We start from the raw sequence: 17,514 nt of genomic DNA, 5'->3' as shown, positions 1-17,514 counted from the left end.
GGGCCCCCCCCCCCCGCTCCCGGCGTCGACGACCCACCGAGACAGCCGGCGGTGCCGACGAGGCCGGCGGTTCCGAGGCCTGTGAGTCCGCGGACGACCGCGCGCCGCGTCGATACTCCCGTGTGGGTGGATTTCATAACCGAGGGAGTATCCGCCCACGACGTATAAATACACGTACACTATCCGACGGCGCGTGCCAGTCGGTGTCTCACCTCGGTCGCTCGGTTCGGGCGGAGAAGGCGCGGAGGCGCTACCGCTTCCCGAACCGGATGCCGTCCTCGACGAGACGGTGGTTGCGCTCCCGGTCGATGTGGCCGGAGAGCCAGTCGTGTTCGTGTATCTGGAGCACGAGGTCGGCCTGGAGGTTGCGCCAGGCGATGGCGTAGATGGGGGACTGTCCCCACGCCCGCAGCTCGGGGACGAACTCGTCGTACCGTTCGAGGTCGTCCTCGAGCCGTTCGAGCACGTCGACGGCGTATCCCGCCGCCTCCGACTCCGATTCGGCCGAGTCGATGGCCCGGTTGAGCCGTGTCTCTAGCCCGGCCACCGCCTGCTTCATGTCCTGTGCCGCGTCCCCCTCGCTGTCGGGGAGCGAGTCGAGTATCTGCTGTGGGACCCCGAGTTCGACGTGTTGGTCGACCATGTCCGTCGAAGGGCCGAGAGCGACAAAAAGGTGGGTATCTCCCACGAACTCACCCGTTCTCGTCCCCGGGTTCCGTCCCGGCGGCCCCCGTCTCTCGGTCCCCGCCGTCCCCGTCGCCCGCGACGAACGCCCGGAGGTCGGCCCCGCAGGCGCGACAGAGGAGTTCGCGGAGGCGTCCCTCGGCGTCGAGGACGTCGACTGCGCTGTAGACGTCACCGGGGTCGATGGCCGCCCCGCAGCGCCGGCAGTAGTGCGTCCGACGGACCACGCCCACCGGAGGGACGCGAGCGGCAAAAAGTGCGGCGCCTCCGTCGATCGCCCCCTCGACGCTCAGTCGTCGAGCGACTCGAGCGCGGCGTCGACGAGCGGGTCGCCGTAGGCGTCCCGCGCGGCCGCCTCGGACACCTTCTCCAGTCTGAGGTCCACGGCCAGCGACGCCGGGTCGCGTTCCGTCGGTGGGCCGTACCCACCCGCGCCGGGGGTCCGGAGGCTCACCGTCACGCCCGCCGGGAGGTCGTGGGTCGACTTCCCGGGGAGGCGTCGCTCACCCTCGTCGTCGATTCGATAGGCTGCGCCCGGTTCGCCGTCGTCGCCACCGACGAGTCCGTACGGCGCGTGTCGCTGTCGGTCGGCCAACAGCGAGAACGTCGCCGTGTGGTCTCGGACCCGGATGTCCCGACGGAGGCCGAGGCCCCCGCGGTACTGTCCCGCTCCGCCCGAGTCGGGTCGCAGTTCGTACCGCTCGACGCTGAGGGGGTACGCCGTCTCCAGCACTTCGACGGGCGTGTTCATCGTGTTCGACATGTGGACGTGGACGCCGTCCATCCCGTCTCTCCCCTCGCGGCCGCCGAAGCCACCCCCCTGCGTCTCGTAGAAGGCGTACGGCGACCCGTCCCGCGGGTCGGTCCCGCCGAAGGTGACGTTGTTCATCGTCCCCTGTGACCCCGCGAGCACGCGCGAGACGTCCGCCTCCGCGAACGCGCCGAGGACGACGTCGGTCACCCGCTGTGACGTCTCGAGGTTCCCGCCGACGACGGCCGCGGGCGGTTCGGGGTCGACGATGCTCCGCTCGGGCGTCTCGATTGTGATGGGGCGGTAACAGCCGTGGTTCGGCGGAATCTCGGGGTCGGTCACGCAGCGCACGGCGTAGTACGTCGCCGACGCCGTCACCGCGAAGACGGCGTTGATGGGACCGGCCGTCTGTGGGGCCGTGCCCGCGAAGTCGACGGTGACCTCGTCCCCGTCGACCGTCACGGCCGCCCGGACGGGCAGGTCCTCGTTCCCCCGCCCGTCGTCGTCGAGGACGTCCTCGAAGGTGTAGGTCCCGTCCGGGAGCGCGTCGATTTCGGCCCGCATCCGCCGTTCGGAGTAGTCTTTCACCGCTTCGAGTGCGGGTTCGAGCGCGTCGCCGTACTTCTCGGCGAGGCCGGCGAACCGCCGCCGACCGGTGGCGTTGGCGGCCTCCTGTGCGCGGAGGTCGCCGCGGCGCTCGTCGGGCGTCCGGACGTTCGCGAGGATCATCGAGAGGACGTCCTCGTTCACCTCCCCGGCCGAGGCGAACTTCACCGGCGGGATGCGGAGTCCCTCCTGGTAGATTTCGGTCGAGTCCGCCGCGACGCTCCCCGCGCGAGCGCCGCCGATGTCGGCGTGGTGTGCGCGGTTGGCGGCGTAGGCGGCCACCTCGCCGTCGACGAACACCGGTGAGACGAGCGTGAGGTCCGGGAGGTGCGCGCCGCCGCGGAACGGGTCGTTCAGGAGCACCGAGTCGCCCGGGTCGAGCGTCTCCGGCGGGAACCGCTCGACGGCGGCGGCGACCGAGAAGGGCATCGCGCCGAGGTGAACGGGCATGTTCTCCGCCTGCGAGATCATCTCGCCGCTCGCGTCGAACAGCGCACACGAGCAGTCGCGGCGCTCCTTGATGTTCGGGGAGTAGCCCGTCCGAACGAGGTTGGCGTTCATCTCCTCGGCGACGGCGACGCAGGCGTTGCGGACCACCTCGAGCGTGACCGGGTCGATCTCGTCTGTCATCCGCCGTCCACCTCCACGACGAGGTTGGCGTCGGCGTCGACTCGCACGCGCTGGCCGGGGTGGACGACCGTCGTCGACTCCCGCCCCTCGACGACGGCCGGGCCGTCGAAGCGCGAGTCGGTCGGGAGGCGGGTCCGGTCGTAGACGGGCGTGTCGGACGGCTCCCCGTCGTACACCACGCGCCGGGTCTCGACGCGGGCGTCGGCGACCGAGCCGTCCCGTCCCTCGGGCCGGAGGTCGGGCGTCTCGACGACGCCGCGGGCCCGGAGACGGAGCGTGACGAGTTCGACCGGTTCGTCCGGGTAGGCGTGCCCGTACCGCTGTCGGTGCCGTTCGTGGAAACGTTCCCTGACGGTCTCGAGGGCCGCCGCGTCCACGTCGACAGTCGTCGGCACCGAGAGCTCGAACGACTGGCCCACGTAGCGGAGGTCCATCGACGGCTCGAACTGCATCCGGTCGGGCGAGAGCCCCTCCGCTTCGAGTTGGGCGCGCCCGTCCGCGACGAACGACGCGAACGCGGCCGCCAGTTCGTCGGGGTCGACCGTGTCGAGTCGGCGGACCCGCGAGGTCGAGTGGTCGTAGAGCGTGTCGCTGATGAGTAGCCCCAGCGCGGAGAGGACGCCCGCCGTCCGCGGCACGACGACCCGCGGCACGCCGAGTTCGGCTGCGAGCTTCGGAGCGTGGAGCGGCCCCGCCCCGCCGAAGGCGACGAGGTCGAACTCGCGGGGGTCGTACCCGCGCTCGACGCTCACGACCCGGAGCGCCCGCTCCATGTTGGCGTTCGCGACGTCGAGGATGCCCTGCGCGGCCGTCTCGACGTCGACGCCGAGTTCGTCCGCGACGTGGGTCTCGACGGCACGCTCGACGCCTCCGGCCCCGTCGAGCACGTCCGGGAGGAACGAGGCGGGGTCGATGCGCCCGAGGAGCGCGTGGGCGTCGGTGATGGTCGGGCGCGTCCCGCCCCGGCCGTAACAGACCGGGCCGGGGTCGGCGCCGGCCGACTTCGGCCCGACGCGGAGCGCCCCGCCGGCGTCGACCCACGCGAGCGAGCCACCGCCCGACCCGACGGTGTGGATGTCGATCATCGGGACCGAGACGGGGTAGTCGCCGACCTCGACGTCCGTGGAGACGAGCGGGTCGCCGCCCTCGACGAGCGAGACGTCGCAGGAGGTGCCGCCCATGTCCATCGTGACGACGTTCTCGCTGCCGGTCCGCGCGGCGACGTACGTCGCCCCCTGGACGCCGCCGGCGGGGCCGGAGAGGAGCGTGTTCACCGGCCGTTCCCGGGCGGCCCGCGCGGTGATGATGCCGCCGTTCGACTGCATGACACTCAGCGGGGCGTCGACGCTCGCCTCCCGCACGACCGACTCCAGGTTGCCGAGGTAGCGGTCCATCACCGGCTTGAGTGCGGCGTTCAGCGCCGTCGTGAGCGTCCGCTCGTACTCGCGAATCTCCGGGAGGACCACCGAGGACAGCGAGAAGGCGGCGTCGACGCCCTCCTCCTCGAGGAGGTCACGGACGCGCCGCTCGTGGCTGTCGTCCTCGAACGGGAACAGGAGCGAGACGGCGACGCTGTCGACCCCCCGCAGGTCGTCGGCCAGCGCGCGGACCGCGCGCTCGTCGAGCGGTCTCACGACGTTCCCCTGCTCGTCGAGTCGCTCCGGCACCTCGAACCGGCGGTGGCGTTCGACGATTGGCGTCGGCTTCTCCGCCTGAAAGTCGTAGATGTCCGGCCGGGCCTGTCGCCCGATCTCGAGCACGTCGCGGAAGCCCTCGGTGGTCACGAGCGCGGTGTCGGCCCACTCCTCCTCCAGGACGGCGTTGGTCGCGACAGTCGTGCCGTGGCCGAAGAAGCCGATCGTCTCGGGGTCGACCCCGTCACGCGCCGCGGCGACGTCGAGTGCGTCGACGACGCCTCGTTCGGGGGCGTCGGGCGTCGACGGGGTCTTCGAGACCGTTATCTCGCCGTCGCGGACCGTGACGAGGTCGGTGAACGTGCCGCCGATGTCGACGCCGACGCGGGTCGTGGTCATCGCCACCCTCCCGCGCCGGGTGGCCCTGTGCGGTTCGTCGTGACCGCGCGCACACGTCCGGGGGGACCCGTGACCCGCTGGTTCGCCATGCGTCGACAATCGGTGACGGAGGTAAATAGTTCACGTCCGCGGGGGCGGCGGGTCACCCGCGGAGGCGGCGTCGGAAGACCACCACGCCGACGAGTGCGAGGACGTTCAGCGCGCCGAGCGCGAGGAAGCCGACACCGTAGGCACCCGTGACGTCCCGCGCGGCCCCCGTCGCCGCCGGGAGGACGATGGAGCCGACGTTCCCGGCCGCGACGACGACAGCGAGGGCGGCCCCATCCCGGGGGGTCGCTCTGGCCGCGACGGCGTACACCGCGCCGAACGGGAGCGACACCGCGAGCATCGCCACCGGCGGGAGGGCCACGACGAGCGCCTGTGGGAGCGGTGCCGCGAGCGCGACGAAGCCGACGGCCGCGGCGGCCGTCCCCCAGAGGATGACTGTCGCGTCCGTCAGCCACTCGTCCGCGACGGCCCGGCCGCCGAGCCACCGCCCGACGGTGGCGACGACGAGCACGAACGCGCTCAGCGGGCCCGCGACCCCGAGGTCGGTGTAGTACGCCGTCACGAACGTCGACAGCGTCACGAACGAGCCGATGATGGCGACGTAGACGAACGCGGCCAGGAGGACGACCGGGTGGGTGAGGACCGACACCCGCGGTTCGGGTTCGCCTCCGGGCCCGGCCTCGGCCTCGGTTTCGGGTCCGGGTCCGGGCGACCCGATAGCGCCTGGTTCCGCCCCCTCCCCGGTCGGCGGCCGCGTCGCCTCGTCACCCTCTCTTCGAGCCAACAGGACGAACGCGGGTAGCGCGAGCAGCGCGCCGGGGGCGTGAATCGGCCCGACGCCCGGCGTCGCCGCGGCCACTTCGACCAGGGACGGGGTGACGAGGAAGCCCACCGCGCCGCCGAAGGTGAGCAACGCCCCGTAGACGCCCTGCTGTCGCGTCGTCGCCGCACCGGTGTGGAGCCGCGCCAGTTGCGTCGCGCCGACGCTCAGGAGGAACCCGCCGACGAGACCCCACACCCCCCGGAGGACAAGCAGTGCCGGAAAGGAGGTGACGAGGTCGAGACCGACAGCAAGGACGACGTGTGCGAGGAGCGCCCACCGGAGGAGCCGGGCGGTCGACTCGGTGTCGGTGAGGTGGGAGGCGACGGGTTGCGAGAGGACGAACGCACCGAGCGCGGCGCTCGTCAGGAGGCCGAACGACGCGAAGTCGATTCCCAGGCGCGTGGTGAGCGAGACCGGCACCGCCGCGTACGAGAAGATGACGTAGCCGAGCGAGACGGCGGCGGCGTGGGGGGCGAGTTCGAGCCGTCGCGTCGGGGTCACCTCGTCTCACTCCCGCCCCGTCTCCGGTGCCGGTGAACGCCAGACAGCTGACTCACCGGCGAGTGGACGGCGCACCTACGTCTCCTCGACGTGGCGCACCTCGACGGCGATGCCGCGCGTGGCGCCACGCATCTCCGGTCCCGACATCTCCGCGCGGCCCACGCCGAACGCCTTCGGCCCCTCGACGACCACCTCGTCGCCGACGCGAACCTCCGCCGAAGCGTCGACGACGCCGGGCGCGAGCACCGACCCGTGCGGGACGAAGCTGTCGATTTCGACGGTCTTGGTCGGCGCGTCGCTCTCGACCCAGCGCCGCGCGCCGGCGAGGGTGAACGCGAGCGCCCCGTACTGGGGGACCATCGTCGCCCACTGCTCCCCGTCGGTGTCTCTGACCTGCAGTTTCGGGTAGCGCGCCGTCGTCTGGAACGTCCCGTCGGCGAACACCTCGTCGCCGGCACCGTCGCCGAACATGTAGTCCGCGATGGCGCGGACGGTGTTGTGTTCGCGCGTTCGCTTCCGGTAGCTCATCTCCCCGTCGAGCGCGTCGCGGAGGTTCGCCAGGGATTCGGTGGTCGTGGGGTGGTCCGCGACGGTGTAGGTGAAGTCGAGGTCCAGCGCCGCCTCCACCCGTTCGCACACCTCGCGGTAGCCCTCGCTCGGCACGTGGGCGACGATTCGGGGGTAGGCGTTGCGTTCGAGGTAGCGTTCGAGCACGCGGGCGACGAAGCCGATCTCGTCCTCGCTCCACCGTCCCGTCACCACCGAGTCGTAGTGCTGGGCGGGGTAGGTGAGTTCGAGTTCCTGCGGGACGACGCCGATGGGCGACGTCATCGACACGAGGTGCGCGCGGAAGTTGATGGCGTCGTGGAACTGCGCGTGGGACTGGGACTCGCTGTACGGTTTGCGCGCGGAACAGGGGACCAGGACGAGCGGCCGGTCGAACCGGTTCCGGTACCTGCTCGTCACCCGGTCGGCGAAGCGCTGAATCTCGACCCGGCGCAGGGTGTCCTCCGTCGCCGACAGCAGTTCGGCGTCGCGGACGACGGGCGTCCGCTCCTCGACGTAGCCGTACTGCTGGTCCATGGTCCGGACGGTGGCCGTACACCACGCCTCGTGGCGCGCCTGCCCCTCGACGTAGTCGCGCAGGCGGCCGTCGCGGATTCGCCGTCGGACGCGAGCGAGTTCCGCGGCGAGGGCGTCGACGTTGTGGGTGGCACAGTCCCCGCGGGTGAACGACTCGCGCCCCCCGCGACAGGCCGGACAGGCGCAGGGGAGTTCGTCGAGGTCCTCGAGGAAATACTCGCCGTCGGTCGTCAGATACCGCCCCTGCCGGCCCTTGACCCGCGCGAGTTTGCCGTCGACGAGGTCGACGCCGGCGTAGACGAGCGTGGCGACGTTGGCGGGCGTGGCGACGCCGGCGAGGTAGAGCGCCGTGTCGGCCGGCGTGGCCTCCTTGACCCGTCGTACCGCGTCGACGAACGCCGAGGCGTGGCCGACGACGCCCGTCGCGTCGGCGAGGACGTACGCGTCCGCGCCGTAGTCCGCGGCCGTCTCGCTCGTGACGACGGCCGCACTCGGGAAGTCGACGTCGGGGTAGTCGACGGCGAACGACGCCTGGACCTCCGCCCTGGTGCCGGACGGGAACGCCCGGTGGGGGAGGACGGTGAGGGCGTCCTCGCTCCCTTCCGGCGTCGGGCGCGCCTCGCTCCACAGACTTCCGGCGTCGGTGACGACGTCGTCGGCGAGCGCCGGGGTCGTCAGGGGCGAGGAGAGACGGAGTTCGCCGATGCGCGCGGCCCCGTCGCGCGCGTGAACCTCGAAGTAGTCGGTCATAGTCGCCGTCGGATGTGGAGGGAGAACTATCTTTTCTTCTGGTCGTCTCGCTGCTGCGGCGCTCTGTTGGTCACTCGTCCTCACGAGTTCGCCCGTCTGCGCTCGTCCGCACGCACTCCGGCGTCCGCACGCCGCTCACGCCGCCTGCCCGCGGTTCAACTCGACGGTTCCGTCCTCGGCGACGAACACGTCCAGCTGGTTGAACCACGTCTCCGGGCGGAACTCCCGGGCGAGCGCCACCCTGCCGTCGACCTGTACCGTCACCCGGTAGGGGTCGCCGCTCCCGTCGTCGGGGCGCATCTCGGCCAGTCGCTCGAACGCGCCGGAGTCGACTTCGACAGTTTCGGCGACGCGGAGTCGTTCGCCGCGGACGACCCACGCCGTAATCGTGTGAGAGACGTCGTGCTCGTTGACCGCGAGCATCGTGACCGGGTCGCCGCGGCCACCGGTACATCCTGCGAGCGCCCCGGCGGCGGTGGTGAGGAGGAACTGACGGCGGTTCACGTGGCAGTCGTTGCCCGCCGCGGTCAAAAACGACTCTCTTCGTTCGTCACCCGAGCGCGACCCACCCGAAGTAGAGGCCGGCGCCCACCAGCACGACGCCGAGGCCCTGGACGAGTCGCCGCGTCCGGCCGGGGACGCCCGCGTCGTCGCCGTACTCGCCACCCCTGTCGGAGGGGAGGCGCCCGGCCGTCTGGACCCGAATCACGCTCGCGGGCGCGGCGACGAGCAGGAGGCCGAGGCCGACGCCGAGGACGGCCGCGAGCAGGGTCCGGAGGTCCACCGTCATCCGTCTACGCGCGGAGCCGTTCGATGCGCTTCTCGACCGGTGGGTGGGTGGCGAACAGTTTCGCGAGGCCACGCTCCTCGCCGAAGATACAGAGGGCGTTCACCTTCGCGTCGACTGCGGTGTCGTCCGTGCGTTCCGCTCGCCGGCTGATCTTCTCCAGCGCGCTCGCCAGCGGTTCGCCACTGCCGACCTCCTCGGCGGCGTCCGCGTCCGCGACGTACTCGCGGTAGCGGGAGATGGCGAAGACGAACAGCATCACCAGCAGTTGCGTAATCTGGCCGACGACGATGGCGAGGAAGAAGTCCGCGATGTCGTTGTCCCCGGTGAGGAGGACGACCCACTGGGCGACGATGGCGACGATGGAGGCGACGCCCTGTCCCAGTACCATCATCACCACGTCGCGGTTGCGGATGTGTGCGAGTTCGTGTGCGAGGACCGCCTCCACCTCGTCGGGTTCGAGCCGACGGAGCAGTTCCTCGCTCACGACGACCGTTCCATTCCCCTTCCGCCCGACGGCGAAGGCGTTGGGGACGCCCATTCGCGCGAGCATCAGCCGCGGCTTGTCGATGCCCATCTCCCGCGAGAGGGCGTCGACGCGGCGGTGAATCTCGGAGTAGCGGTCCTCCGGGAGGTCCTCTGCGCCGACGCTCCGCAGCGCCATCCACTTCCCGATTTTGTACTGAACGCCGACGAAGCCGACGCTCCCCAGGAGGACGAGCCAGACGGGGAACCCGAACACGCCCATCGCGACGACGGCGGCGACGGCGTAGAAGACGAACAACGCCGAACCGACGACTGCCATCCGCGCGGTGAGACCGAGGTGTCGCATCTGTACCCGGGTGTCGACGATTGCGACACTAAGGCTCGGCGGTCTCTCCCGAGCAGGTGACGGTGCGTGGACTCTTGTCCGTCGGCGTCCTCGATTCGGGTATGATGCCGCCGCTCCTCCGTCGGTGTCCCGACTGCGGTTTCGTCGGCCCAAGCCGACGGTTCGTGCGGGCCGCTCCCGACGTCGCCGCCTGTCCCGTCTGTGGCTTCCGGTTCGAGACGCTCGACCGGCCGTGGTTGCAGTAGCCGACTCCCGTTCGGCGTCTGGTCGTCGCCGTCTCCCGCTCGTGTAGAAACGGCTCGTCCCCGTGACGTCGTCGCGCGTGGGACGAACACGCGGTACACGGACGCGATGGGGCCTCCCCCTCCCCAGCCGACTCGCTCGTTCCCGCCGGTCACTCGCTCGCCCCTCGCGCGAGTCACTCGCTTCGCTCGCTCCCGCACGCCCCCCGCGACAGGACCGGGAGCACGACTCCCTTCTATCGTCCGATACCGTTCCGTCGTCTCCGTCTCCGTGGTCCGTCGCGACCATCCACCGCGCAGCCACCGCCTTCTTCGCGTTCCGGCGGCCCAGTCGGAAACCCTTCTCGCGGTCGCGACCCACGCCACCGCCGAACACGTCCCGACCGCCCCCGGTGTTTTTGCGTCCGCCCGCCGACCACCGGGTATGAAGCTCACGGGGGCCTGGGACCGGGAAGACGTCGACGACTTCCTGACGACGACAGTCCCCGTTCGGCTCGGCTGTCGCACTCCGGACGACCACCTCTGGATGCTCTCGCTGTGGTATCTCTGGGAGGACGACGCGCTGTGGTGTGCGACCGAGCGGTCGGCCGACGTGGTCCGGTACCTCGACCACCGCGACGAGGTGTCCTTCGAGGTGTCGACCAACGACCCGCCCTACCGCGGCGTCCGCGGCCGGGGCCACGCCACCGTCGACGCCGACGAGGACAAGACGCTCCTCCGCCGACTCCTGCGACGGTACCTCGGCGGCACCGACTCGGCGCTCGCGGAGCGACTGCTCGCTCCCGAGCGCGACGAAGTCCGCATCAGAATCGACCCCGTCCGCCTCCACACCTGGGACTACTCGGCGCGGATGACCGACCGCTGAGTTCGCGTCAGCGCTCTGCCCGTCGGTTCCGGAGCGTCACCGCCTCGGGCACGCGTTCGAGCGCCGCCGCGTCCCAGTCGTCGTGTGCGAGGGTGAAGTCGGCGTCGGGGTTGCAGTCGACGAGTCGAGCCACCCCTCGTGCGGCCATCGCCTGTGCCGCGCCGTCCACCCGTGCGGGCGTCTCGGCCGTGAACGGGTACGCGTCGGAGAGTTCCCGCGGGAACGGGCCGAACGGGGGGAGGACGCGCCAGACGTGGTCGTAGGCGTCGGCGCCTCCCTTCCCCTCGGTGAGGAGCACCTCGCCCGCGACTGGAAGTCGGTCCAGCCGCGCGTGGTGGCGACGCACCTCGGGTCGGCGGGCGCTCTCGGTCGAGAGGTAGAAGAACGTGTCCTTCGAGACGTGGTCCTCCCGCTCTAGCTGCTCCGCGTGGTCTAAGAGCGCGCGGTAGCCGTCGAGCATCGCGGGGTGGCTACGGGCGCGCGACTCGACCAGTTCGAGGAGGTTCCCCCTCCGAATCGCCTGTTTCACCCGCCGGAGTTCCCCGTACGAGACGTGGAGGTTGTGTTCGGCCAGCAGACGCTCGCGCTCGGCGTCGTCGTGTGCGCGCAGGTCGTCGGGCGCGTGGCTCGCACAGACCGGACACTCACACGGCAGGTAGTCGAGGTCGGCGAGGTGTTCGGTCCCTCTCACCGTGAGGTAGCGGTCGTCGCGGGCGTACAGCGCGTAGGCGGCGGAGTCGAACAGGTCACAGCCCATCGCGGCGGCGAGCGCGAACATCATCGGGTGGCCCGCGCCGAAGAGGTGGACCGGCGCGTCGACGCCGAGGCCGCGCTTCGCGGCGGCGACGACGTCGACCATCTCCGCGTACCGATACGAGTTCATCAGCGGGACCACCGCCCCGACGGGGAAGACGTCGAGGTCGGTCGCGTCGGCGTTCCGCGCTGCCGCCTCGCGGAGGTCGGGGTAGGTCGACCCCTGGACGGGGGCGTTGAGGAGCATCTCGCCCACGTCGACCGCCGCGGCGTCGGCGAGCGCCCGTTCCGTCTCGGCCAGTTCCCGCTCCGCCTGCTCGCGGGAGACGTCCGGTGGCGTCGGGATGTCCACCGGGGTGCCGACGTCGGAGCCGATGTCGCGCTGGAACGCCACGATCTCCCGGGTGGTGACGTCGATTTCGCCGTACTCGGCGAGCTGGAACGACCCCGAGTCGGTGACGATGGCGCCCGAGAAGTCGAGCATCTCGTGCAACCCCTCGTCGAGGGCGCGTTCGCGCAGGTCGTCGGTCGAGCGGATGATGTAGGAGTTGGTGATGAGCACCTGTGCGCCGAACTCGCGTTCGAGGCGCGCGGGGGCGATGGTCTCGATGTTTGGGTTGATGACCGGCATGAGCGCCGGCGTCTCGACCGTCACGCCCGCGCGGGGGACCGTCAGTTCGCCGATGCGCCCCGCGGCGTCGACGTGGCGGAGTTCGAAGTGCTCGCGCATCTGGTCTCGACTCGGCCGGTTGAGGCTGTAAGGGTTGTGTTCCGTCGATTATCGCGTGTCGATACCGTCGACGGCGGTTCCGTGCGTCGGTCGTCCGGGCGCCCGCGGACGGTCCCACGCGCGAGCGACGGAATCGGCCGGGGAGGGTGAGGTCACCCCGCGCCCGTGCACCGTGCGGTCTTCGCGTCTGTCGTCACGCCTTCCACCCGCGGGTCCTGTCTCGGTTCCGAACCACCCGCCAACGCTCACATCGGCTGGGCGTCGGCGAACTGGATGGCGACGTACAGCAGGGTGAACAGCGTCGCGTTGTAGATGCCGTGCACCAGCGCCGGCACGACGAGGTTCTTCGAGTACTCGTACACCGCGCCGAACACGAGGCTCGGGAAGAAGAGGACGACGATGGAGACGAGGCGGGCACCGGCCCCGCCCGAGAGGGCGACGAAGTGGATGGCGGCGAAGATGGCGCTGGCGATGACGATACCCGGGACGACGTCGAACGTCTCGCGCAGGCGGTTCTGGACCACGCCCCGGAAGAGGAGTTCCTCGCCCGGACCGATGATGAGAATCGAGGCCGGGATGAGGAGCAGGAGGACCTCGGGGTTCTCCGCGCCGAGTTCGGCGGCCTGGTTCGACCCGGCCTGGACGCCCGTGGCGGTGACGACGATAGCGCCGGTGATGGCGACGCCGATGGCGGTGACGTAGCCGACGACGACGGCACCGACCTCTGGGAGCGAGGGGACCCGGACGCCGAGGTAGTCGGTCGAGAGGCCGCGATACCGGAGGTAGCCGAGGGCGACGCCGCCGAAGGCGACGCCCTGCAGGAGGACGAGCGAGGCGACGATGAACCCCAGCGGCGTGATGCGGACGCCGCTGGCCTGGATTGCTGTGAGCGATCCGAACACCAGCGCAGTCCCGGCGACGATACCGACGATGGCGACGGCCACCGCCACGGCGACAGAACGTACCGGGGACGACGCCTCTCCGACGGAGACGGACATACCCTCCGTCGGGGCTCGGTGGACAAAACACGACTGGTCGCCGAACCGCCGGGCCGCCCCTGGCCGTCCCCCCGCCCTCGCGCCGAGTGCGAAACAGTCATACGGTCGACATCGAAACTCTCGGTCGTCTCGACCGGATGCCCAGCCAGCGAGTCGCCCTGCTGCCGTACCCACCCCGGTGCGGTCGCCCCGCCCGCGCTCGAGCGGTCCCCGTCACCCTCCCTGCCGGCACGCGGAGCGCCTGCTCTCGGCAGGTCCGTCGACCAGCGAGGTGGGGCCCGTGAGCCGGACGGCGTCGTTCGCCGTCGTCGCCTGCGTGCTGGTCGTGCTCGGCGGTGTGGGCGTCGGCGTCGGTGGCGTCATCGGGGTTGACGCCTCGACGTCGACGGCGACGCCGGCCACCTCGTCCGCGACGGCTAGCCCGACGGCGACGCGGACATCGACGGCGACAGTCACCGACACCCCGACGGCGACAGCGACTGACACTCCGGCCACGACGACGCGGACATCCACTCCGGGAGAGACGGCCACCTCGACAGCGACGTCGACCGTCACTCCGGTCGACGCTCCGCCTTCGACCGCGACCCTCACGCCCACGCCGACTGCGACTCCCGCGCCCACGCCGGCCGTCGTCACCGAGAACGGCACGGTCACGTTCCACGAGGACCGGACGGGCGTCGACGCGCCTGGTCTCGACGTTCGCGCCCCGGCGGTCACCGTCGACGGCGAGAGACGACGCCTCTCCGGGGCGTGGGTGAGCGCCGGGACGGGCGTCACGGGTACGAACGACTCCGTCGACGCACTCACCGTCGTTGACCTCGCGCTCTCACAGTGGATGACGGGGTCGCCGTCGCCGACGCCAACACGCTCCGGGTCGAGAATGCCCGCGTCGACACGACGGCCTACAGCGTCACGGCGGAGAACGTCTCGACGGCCACCGTCACAGACTCGCGGTTGACCGCCGGCACCGCCGGCGCGTTCCACGATGTCGACGCCGTCCGCCTCCGGAACGTCACGGGCGGTCGACTCGTCTTCGACGAGGGGACCCGCGTGGAGGCGTCGAACGTCACGTTCACCGGCAAACGGGCCGTCGGCTTCTCCGGGCGGAACGTCACCGTCGACGAGGCTGTCGACCCCCCTCGGCCGCCGTCGAGCTACACCTCCGTCGGTCCGGCGCTCACTGCCTCGAACGCGGGGTCGAACGCGACCCTCACCGTCTCGCTCCCCGTCGAAGCGCCACCCGGGACCCCGAACGAGTCGCTCTCCGTCTGGCGGTACGACGGGAACTGGTCCGAACTCCGGACGACCCGGGACGACGGCCGTATCGTCGCGACGCTCTCTCCCGACGGCGACCCCGTGGTCGTCACAGCGCTCGGCGCGAGCGAACCGCACCTCGTGACCGCCCGGTCGTCGGACGCGCTGTCGTCCACCGTCGGGAACGAGACGACCCTCGACGTCACGGTCCGCAACGTCGGGACGGAGGCGTACGTCCTGACGAACGTGACCCTCCGCGGCCCGAACGCGAGCCAGTTCTCGGTCGTCGCTGACGGCCTCGAACCGACGCCGGAAGCGACAGCGACACCAGAGACGACATCGACAGCGACACCGGAAGCGACATCGACAGCGACGTCGACGCGGCCGACCGCGACAGCGTCGAAGCGGACGTCCGCGTCGCCGCCCGGGACGCTGATTCCGCCCGGTTCGTCACACCGCGTCACCGTCGTCTTCGCCCCGGACTCCGCGACCACACAGCGTGCGACGCTGGTGTTCGACAGAGCGACCCACGCTGACGACGCGACGGTCACGCTCGCCGGCACCGCTGCCGCCTCCGCCACGTCAGTCGCCGACGGACCCGGCGGAGGCGACTCCCCACACGAGGACGACTGCGACGTCGACGACAGCGAGGTCGTCACCGACGACCGAGGGAGACGGCTGATCCGCGTCTCGGACAACCTCTACTGCGTGTTGAACCCACGACTCCCCGCCCAGTCGCGGGCGCGTCCGCCGAAGACGGCGACGCCCTCGTCCCCGCCCGTCGCCGACGTCCCAACCGTGACGACCACCCCGACGGAGACGTCTCCCGAGCGCTCCACGACGGTTCGCGCGTCGCCCACTGCGGCGACGTCACCGACCGACGTGTCGGGTCCCCGGCGGACGACCCTCGCGACGACGACTGCTCCTCCCACGCCGACGACACCGGTCACGACGCCGGGGTTCGGTGCGGTTCCGGCCGTCGCCGCGTTCGGGGCGCTGGTGCTGGCGGTCCGGTGTGGACGCTGCGGCCGGTGAGGCGCCGGCGGCGCGTCGGCGCCCCCGACCGCTCGGGGTCGACCGTTTCGTTCCCGACCGCTCACTCGCTGCGGCCGTGGAGTTCGTACGCGAACACGCCCAGAAGCGTCCGGCCGTCCCGGACGTCGCCGTCGAGTGCTCCCGCGAGCAGGGCGTCGTACGGCGTCGTCGTGACGCGGATGCTCTCGTTGAAGTCGAGGTCCTGCGCTCCCGTCGGCGTGCAGTCGCGGGCGACGAAGTAGTGGTGGACGGCGTTGGCGACACCGTTTATCGGCTCCGAACTGAGGAGCGGTTCGACGCTGCCGGCCTCGTAGCCGGTCTCCTCGGCGAGTTCGCGCCGGGCGGCCGTCGCGAGGTCGTCGTCGTCCGGTTCGGTGGTCCCGGCGGGGAGGCCGCGACTCACCCGTCCGACCGCCTGTCGCCACTCCTCGATGACGACGAGTTCCTCGCCCGGTTCCTCTCCGGCGACGAACGGGAGCACGACCACCGCGGGCGGTTCGTCGACGTAGTGGTAGTCGGCCTCGGTCCCGTCGGGGAGACGGACGTCGTCGCGGCGGACGTCGAAACCCGGACAGGAGTAGTCGATGGCGGAACCGAGGAGTTCCCACGCGAGGTCGTCCCCGGCGTCGGTCGGTTCACTCCGGTCGGCGGCGCGCTCGCGGTCCATACTCGGTGAGCGGACGCCGCCGGCAAAGGCGTGTCCCTCCCGGTGAGCGGCGACGGTGTCAGCTCCGGGGTCGCCGGTTCCCCACCCACGCCCACAGGTGGGTCCCGCCGCCGGCGAGGCCGAGGAGGAGCGCGAGGAGCGTCGTCGCGACGTGGAGTTCGGAGACCCAGAACGGGATGGGGACGCTCGTCCGGACGATCTGGAGCAGGGCGGTGAGGACCGGCACCTCCCCCGCCGTGGTCGTGTCGCCGGGCGTCCCGTACAGCTGGGCGCCGACGGTCTCCCCCTCGGGGAGGCGTTCCGCCTCGTAGGGGATGAGCGGCGTCCGGTAGCTCCACACCGTCTCGCCCGACTCGTTCACCTCGACGATGCGCTGGTTCGCCGAGTCGGTGACGAGCGTGTTCCCGTTCGAGAGGCGGTCGGCGTCGCGCGGCCAGGAGAAGGCAACGCCCTCTGCCTGGCGGAGCACCCACGCCTCTTCCCACTCCCCGTCTTCGGTCCGGTGGAGCTCGACGATGCGGTTGTTCTCCGAGTCGGCGACCAGCACCGCGCCGTCGCCGAGCCACTGGGGGTTGTGCTGGTGGTCCAACAGTTCGGGGTCCCCACAGCGGACGTCCCCGTCCCCGTCGGCGTCTTCGAGCTGGTCGAACTGGGTGCAGTCGTCGTCACTCGAATCGGTGTCCTCGTTGATGACCTCCACGACGCCAGACCCACGCTCGACGACGACGAGCTGGTTCGCGTTCCGGACCGAGACGAGGAAGCGGTCCTCGCCGATGTAGTCGACGTCGTTGATGTGGAGCCAGTCGCGCCGGGTAGGGTCGTCGGGCGCGTCGTAGAAGTCGCTCGCGCGCCACTCCCACGTCTCCTCGCCCGCCTCGTTCACGGTGAAGATCCGCTCGTGTTCCATGTCGCTCAGGACGAGTTCGCCCGAGGGGAGCGGCTCGACGTCGTGGACCTCGCTGTTCTTTCGGGTCCGAACGGGGAAGGAGTACTCCGTCTCGACGGTGGGTTCGGCACCCGAGGGGTCGATGACGCGGTAGCCGGTGTGGGTACACGGCGACTCGTAGGGGCCACAGTTGGTGTAGCCCGAGTGCATGAAGCCCGCGAGGACGCGCTCCTCGGAGCGGTACGTCACGTCGAAGTACGAGTCGGCCGACTCCTCTTTCCAGACGACGTCGGAGCCGGAGAGCAGGTAGACGCTGCCGTCCTCGTGCAGGCCGGGGCCGCCACCCTGCGACCCGACGAGCGTCCGTGCGGGGCCGTCGCTTCCCGCGTCGGTGTCGGTGGCGCCGATGGTCGGAGCCGTCACGGCGCTGACGCCCAGCGGAACCACGAGGACGACGCAAGCCGCGACGAGGAGGAGGTTCGCCGTTCGGGTCGAGCGGTTCATCTCGTGTCTCGCCCTCTGCGTATCGAGTTGTAAGCCTTTCTCATCCGTGTGC

The 17,514-nt window shown here is 71.0% G+C and carries 17 protein-coding genes; 3 read left to right on the top strand and 14 right to left on the bottom strand.

What is annotated here, in order from left to right:
• Nucleotides 1-250 precede the first annotated feature (250 nt).
• The 9 genes from ACESK5_RS10220 to ACESK5_RS10180 form a co-directional block, all read right to left on the bottom strand.
• Nucleotides 251-643, bottom strand: coding sequence for a hypothetical protein (locus ACESK5_RS10220; RefSeq protein WP_372911462.1), 393 nt, complete (start codon nucleotides 641-643; stop codon nucleotides 251-253).
• 49 nt (nucleotides 644-692) lie between these two features.
• The gene (locus ACESK5_RS10215) at nucleotides 693-911 is read right to left on the bottom strand and encodes a hypothetical protein (protein ID WP_372911461.1); all 219 of its coding nucleotides are present in this window, start codon (nucleotides 909-911) and stop codon (nucleotides 693-695) included.
• Nucleotides 912-973: 62 nt separating this feature from the next.
• Entirely contained in the window at nucleotides 974-2,671 is a 1,698-nt protein-coding gene (locus ACESK5_RS10210) for a hydantoinase B/oxoprolinase family protein (protein ID WP_372911460.1), read from the bottom strand.
• Nucleotides 2,668-4,704, bottom strand: coding sequence for a hydantoinase/oxoprolinase family protein (locus ACESK5_RS10205; RefSeq protein WP_372911459.1), 2,037 nt, complete (start codon nucleotides 4,702-4,704; stop codon nucleotides 2,668-2,670). Before ACESK5_RS10205 ends, ACESK5_RS10210 begins: the two co-directional genes overlap by 4 nt.
• A 142-nt stretch (nucleotides 4,705-4,846) precedes the next feature.
• On the bottom strand, nucleotides 4,847-6,076 hold the full coding sequence (locus tag ACESK5_RS10200) for an MFS transporter (RefSeq protein WP_372911458.1): 1,230 nt from the start codon (nucleotides 6,074-6,076) through the stop codon (nucleotides 4,847-4,849).
• Nucleotides 6,077-6,151: 75 nt separating this feature from the next.
• Nucleotides 6,152-7,909, bottom strand: a complete 1,758-nt coding sequence (gene arcS / locus ACESK5_RS10195) for an archaeosine synthase subunit alpha (RefSeq protein ID WP_372911457.1) — start codon at nucleotides 7,907-7,909, stop codon at nucleotides 6,152-6,154.
• Between the two features lie 135 nt (nucleotides 7,910-8,044).
• Nucleotides 8,045-8,413 carry a hypothetical protein gene (locus ACESK5_RS10190; protein ID WP_372911456.1) on the bottom strand — a complete coding sequence of 123 codons (369 nt, stop codon included), beginning with the start codon at nucleotides 8,411-8,413 and terminating at the stop codon, nucleotides 8,045-8,047.
• Nucleotides 8,414-8,459: 46 nt separating this feature from the next.
• Nucleotides 8,460-8,699 (bottom strand): hypothetical protein, encoded by a 240-nt coding sequence (locus ACESK5_RS10185; RefSeq protein WP_372911455.1) that lies wholly within the window; start codon nucleotides 8,697-8,699, stop codon nucleotides 8,460-8,462.
• Between the two features lie 4 nt (nucleotides 8,700-8,703).
• Nucleotides 8,704-9,528: a M48 family metallopeptidase gene (locus ACESK5_RS10180; RefSeq protein WP_372911454.1), complete on the bottom strand. Its 825-nt coding sequence runs from the start codon at nucleotides 9,526-9,528 to the stop codon at nucleotides 8,704-8,706.
• Nucleotides 9,529-9,629: 101 nt separating this feature from the next.
• Between ACESK5_RS10180 and ACESK5_RS10175 the strand changes: the two genes are divergently transcribed.
• Nucleotides 9,630-9,773, top strand: coding sequence for a hypothetical protein (locus ACESK5_RS10175; protein WP_372911453.1), 144 nt, complete (start codon nucleotides 9,630-9,632; stop codon nucleotides 9,771-9,773).
• A 421-nt stretch (nucleotides 9,774-10,194) separates the two neighbouring features.
• Nucleotides 10,195-10,635, top strand: a complete 441-nt coding sequence (locus ACESK5_RS10170) for a pyridoxamine 5'-phosphate oxidase family protein (protein WP_372911452.1) — start codon at nucleotides 10,195-10,197, stop codon at nucleotides 10,633-10,635.
• 7 nt (nucleotides 10,636-10,642) lie between these two features.
• Here ACESK5_RS10170 and tgtA read toward each other — a convergent pair whose 3' ends face one another.
• The 3 genes from tgtA to ACESK5_RS10155 form a co-directional block, all read right to left on the bottom strand.
• Nucleotides 10,643-12,118 carry a tRNA guanosine(15) transglycosylase TgtA gene (tgtA, locus tag ACESK5_RS10165; RefSeq protein WP_372911451.1) on the bottom strand — a complete coding sequence of 492 codons (1,476 nt, stop codon included), beginning with the start codon at nucleotides 12,116-12,118 and terminating at the stop codon, nucleotides 10,643-10,645.
• Between the two features lie 245 nt (nucleotides 12,119-12,363).
• Nucleotides 12,364-13,116 (bottom strand): lysostaphin resistance A-like protein, encoded by a 753-nt coding sequence (locus tag ACESK5_RS10160; RefSeq protein WP_372911450.1) that lies wholly within the window; start codon nucleotides 13,114-13,116, stop codon nucleotides 12,364-12,366.
• Nucleotides 13,117-13,329: 213 nt separating this feature from the next.
• Nucleotides 13,330-13,770 (bottom strand): hypothetical protein, encoded by a 441-nt coding sequence (locus ACESK5_RS10155; protein ID WP_372911449.1) that lies wholly within the window; start codon nucleotides 13,768-13,770, stop codon nucleotides 13,330-13,332.
• A gap of 177 nt (nucleotides 13,771-13,947) precedes the next feature.
• Here ACESK5_RS10155 and ACESK5_RS10150 point away from each other — a divergent pair, with 177 nt between their 5' ends.
• On the top strand, nucleotides 13,948-15,405 hold the full coding sequence (locus ACESK5_RS10150) for a hypothetical protein (protein ID WP_372911448.1): 1,458 nt from the start codon (nucleotides 13,948-13,950) through the stop codon (nucleotides 15,403-15,405).
• 61 nt (nucleotides 15,406-15,466) lie between these two features.
• Here the strand turns inward: ACESK5_RS10150 and ACESK5_RS10145 are convergent, their stop codons facing one another.
• A complete protein-coding gene (locus tag ACESK5_RS10145) occupies nucleotides 15,467-16,072 on the bottom strand; it encodes an NUDIX hydrolase (RefSeq protein ID WP_372911447.1) in 606 nt (201 codons plus the stop codon).
• A 58-nt stretch (nucleotides 16,073-16,130) separates the two neighbouring features.
• Nucleotides 16,131-17,462, bottom strand: a complete 1,332-nt coding sequence (locus ACESK5_RS10140) for an aryl-sulfate sulfotransferase (RefSeq protein ID WP_372911446.1) — start codon at nucleotides 17,460-17,462, stop codon at nucleotides 16,131-16,133.
• Nucleotides 17,463-17,514 lie beyond the last annotated feature (52 nt).

This window comes from Salinigranum sp. (assembly GCF_041641895.1).
Classification (GTDB): Archaea; Halobacteriota; Halobacteria; order Halobacteriales; family Haloferacaceae; genus Salinigranum.
Note: the sequence above shows the minus strand (reverse complement) of the source record. Positions and strands in the feature narration are given on the sequence as shown.

Excerpts from the sequence above, each read along its gene's own strand:
- ACESK5_RS10205 (WP_372911459.1), bottom strand. The coding sequence starts at position 4,704 with ATGACCACGACCCGCGTCGGCGTCGACATCGGCGGCACGTTCACCGAC.
- ACESK5_RS10170 (WP_372911452.1), top strand. The coding sequence starts at position 10,195 with ATGAAGCTCACGGGGGCCTGGGACCGGGAAGACGTCGACGACTTCCTG.
- ACESK5_RS10145 (WP_372911447.1), bottom strand. The coding sequence starts at position 16,072 with ATGGACCGCGAGCGCGCCGCCGACCGGAGTGAACCGACCGACGCCGGG.
- ACESK5_RS10220 (WP_372911462.1), bottom strand. The coding sequence starts at position 643 with ATGGTCGACCAACACGTCGAACTCGGGGTCCCACAGCAGATACTCGAC.
- ACESK5_RS10160 (WP_372911450.1), bottom strand. The coding sequence starts at position 13,116 with ATGTCCGTCTCCGTCGGAGAGGCGTCGTCCCCGGTACGTTCTGTCGCC.
- tgtA (WP_372911451.1), bottom strand. The coding sequence starts at position 12,118 with ATGCGCGAGCACTTCGAACTCCGCCACGTCGACGCCGCGGGGCGCATC.
- ACESK5_RS10180 (WP_372911454.1), bottom strand. The coding sequence starts at position 9,528 with ATGCGACACCTCGGTCTCACCGCGCGGATGGCAGTCGTCGGTTCGGCG.
- ACESK5_RS10210 (WP_372911460.1), bottom strand. The coding sequence starts at position 2,671 with ATGACAGACGAGATCGACCCGGTCACGCTCGAGGTGGTCCGCAACGCC.
- ACESK5_RS10140 (WP_372911446.1), bottom strand. The coding sequence starts at position 17,462 with ATGAACCGCTCGACCCGAACGGCGAACCTCCTCCTCGTCGCGGCTTGC.
- arcS (WP_372911457.1), bottom strand. The coding sequence starts at position 7,909 with ATGACCGACTACTTCGAGGTTCACGCGCGCGACGGGGCCGCGCGCATC.
- ACESK5_RS10185 (WP_372911455.1), bottom strand. The coding sequence starts at position 8,699 with ATGACGGTGGACCTCCGGACCCTGCTCGCGGCCGTCCTCGGCGTCGGC.
- ACESK5_RS10175 (WP_372911453.1), top strand. The coding sequence starts at position 9,630 with ATGATGCCGCCGCTCCTCCGTCGGTGTCCCGACTGCGGTTTCGTCGGC.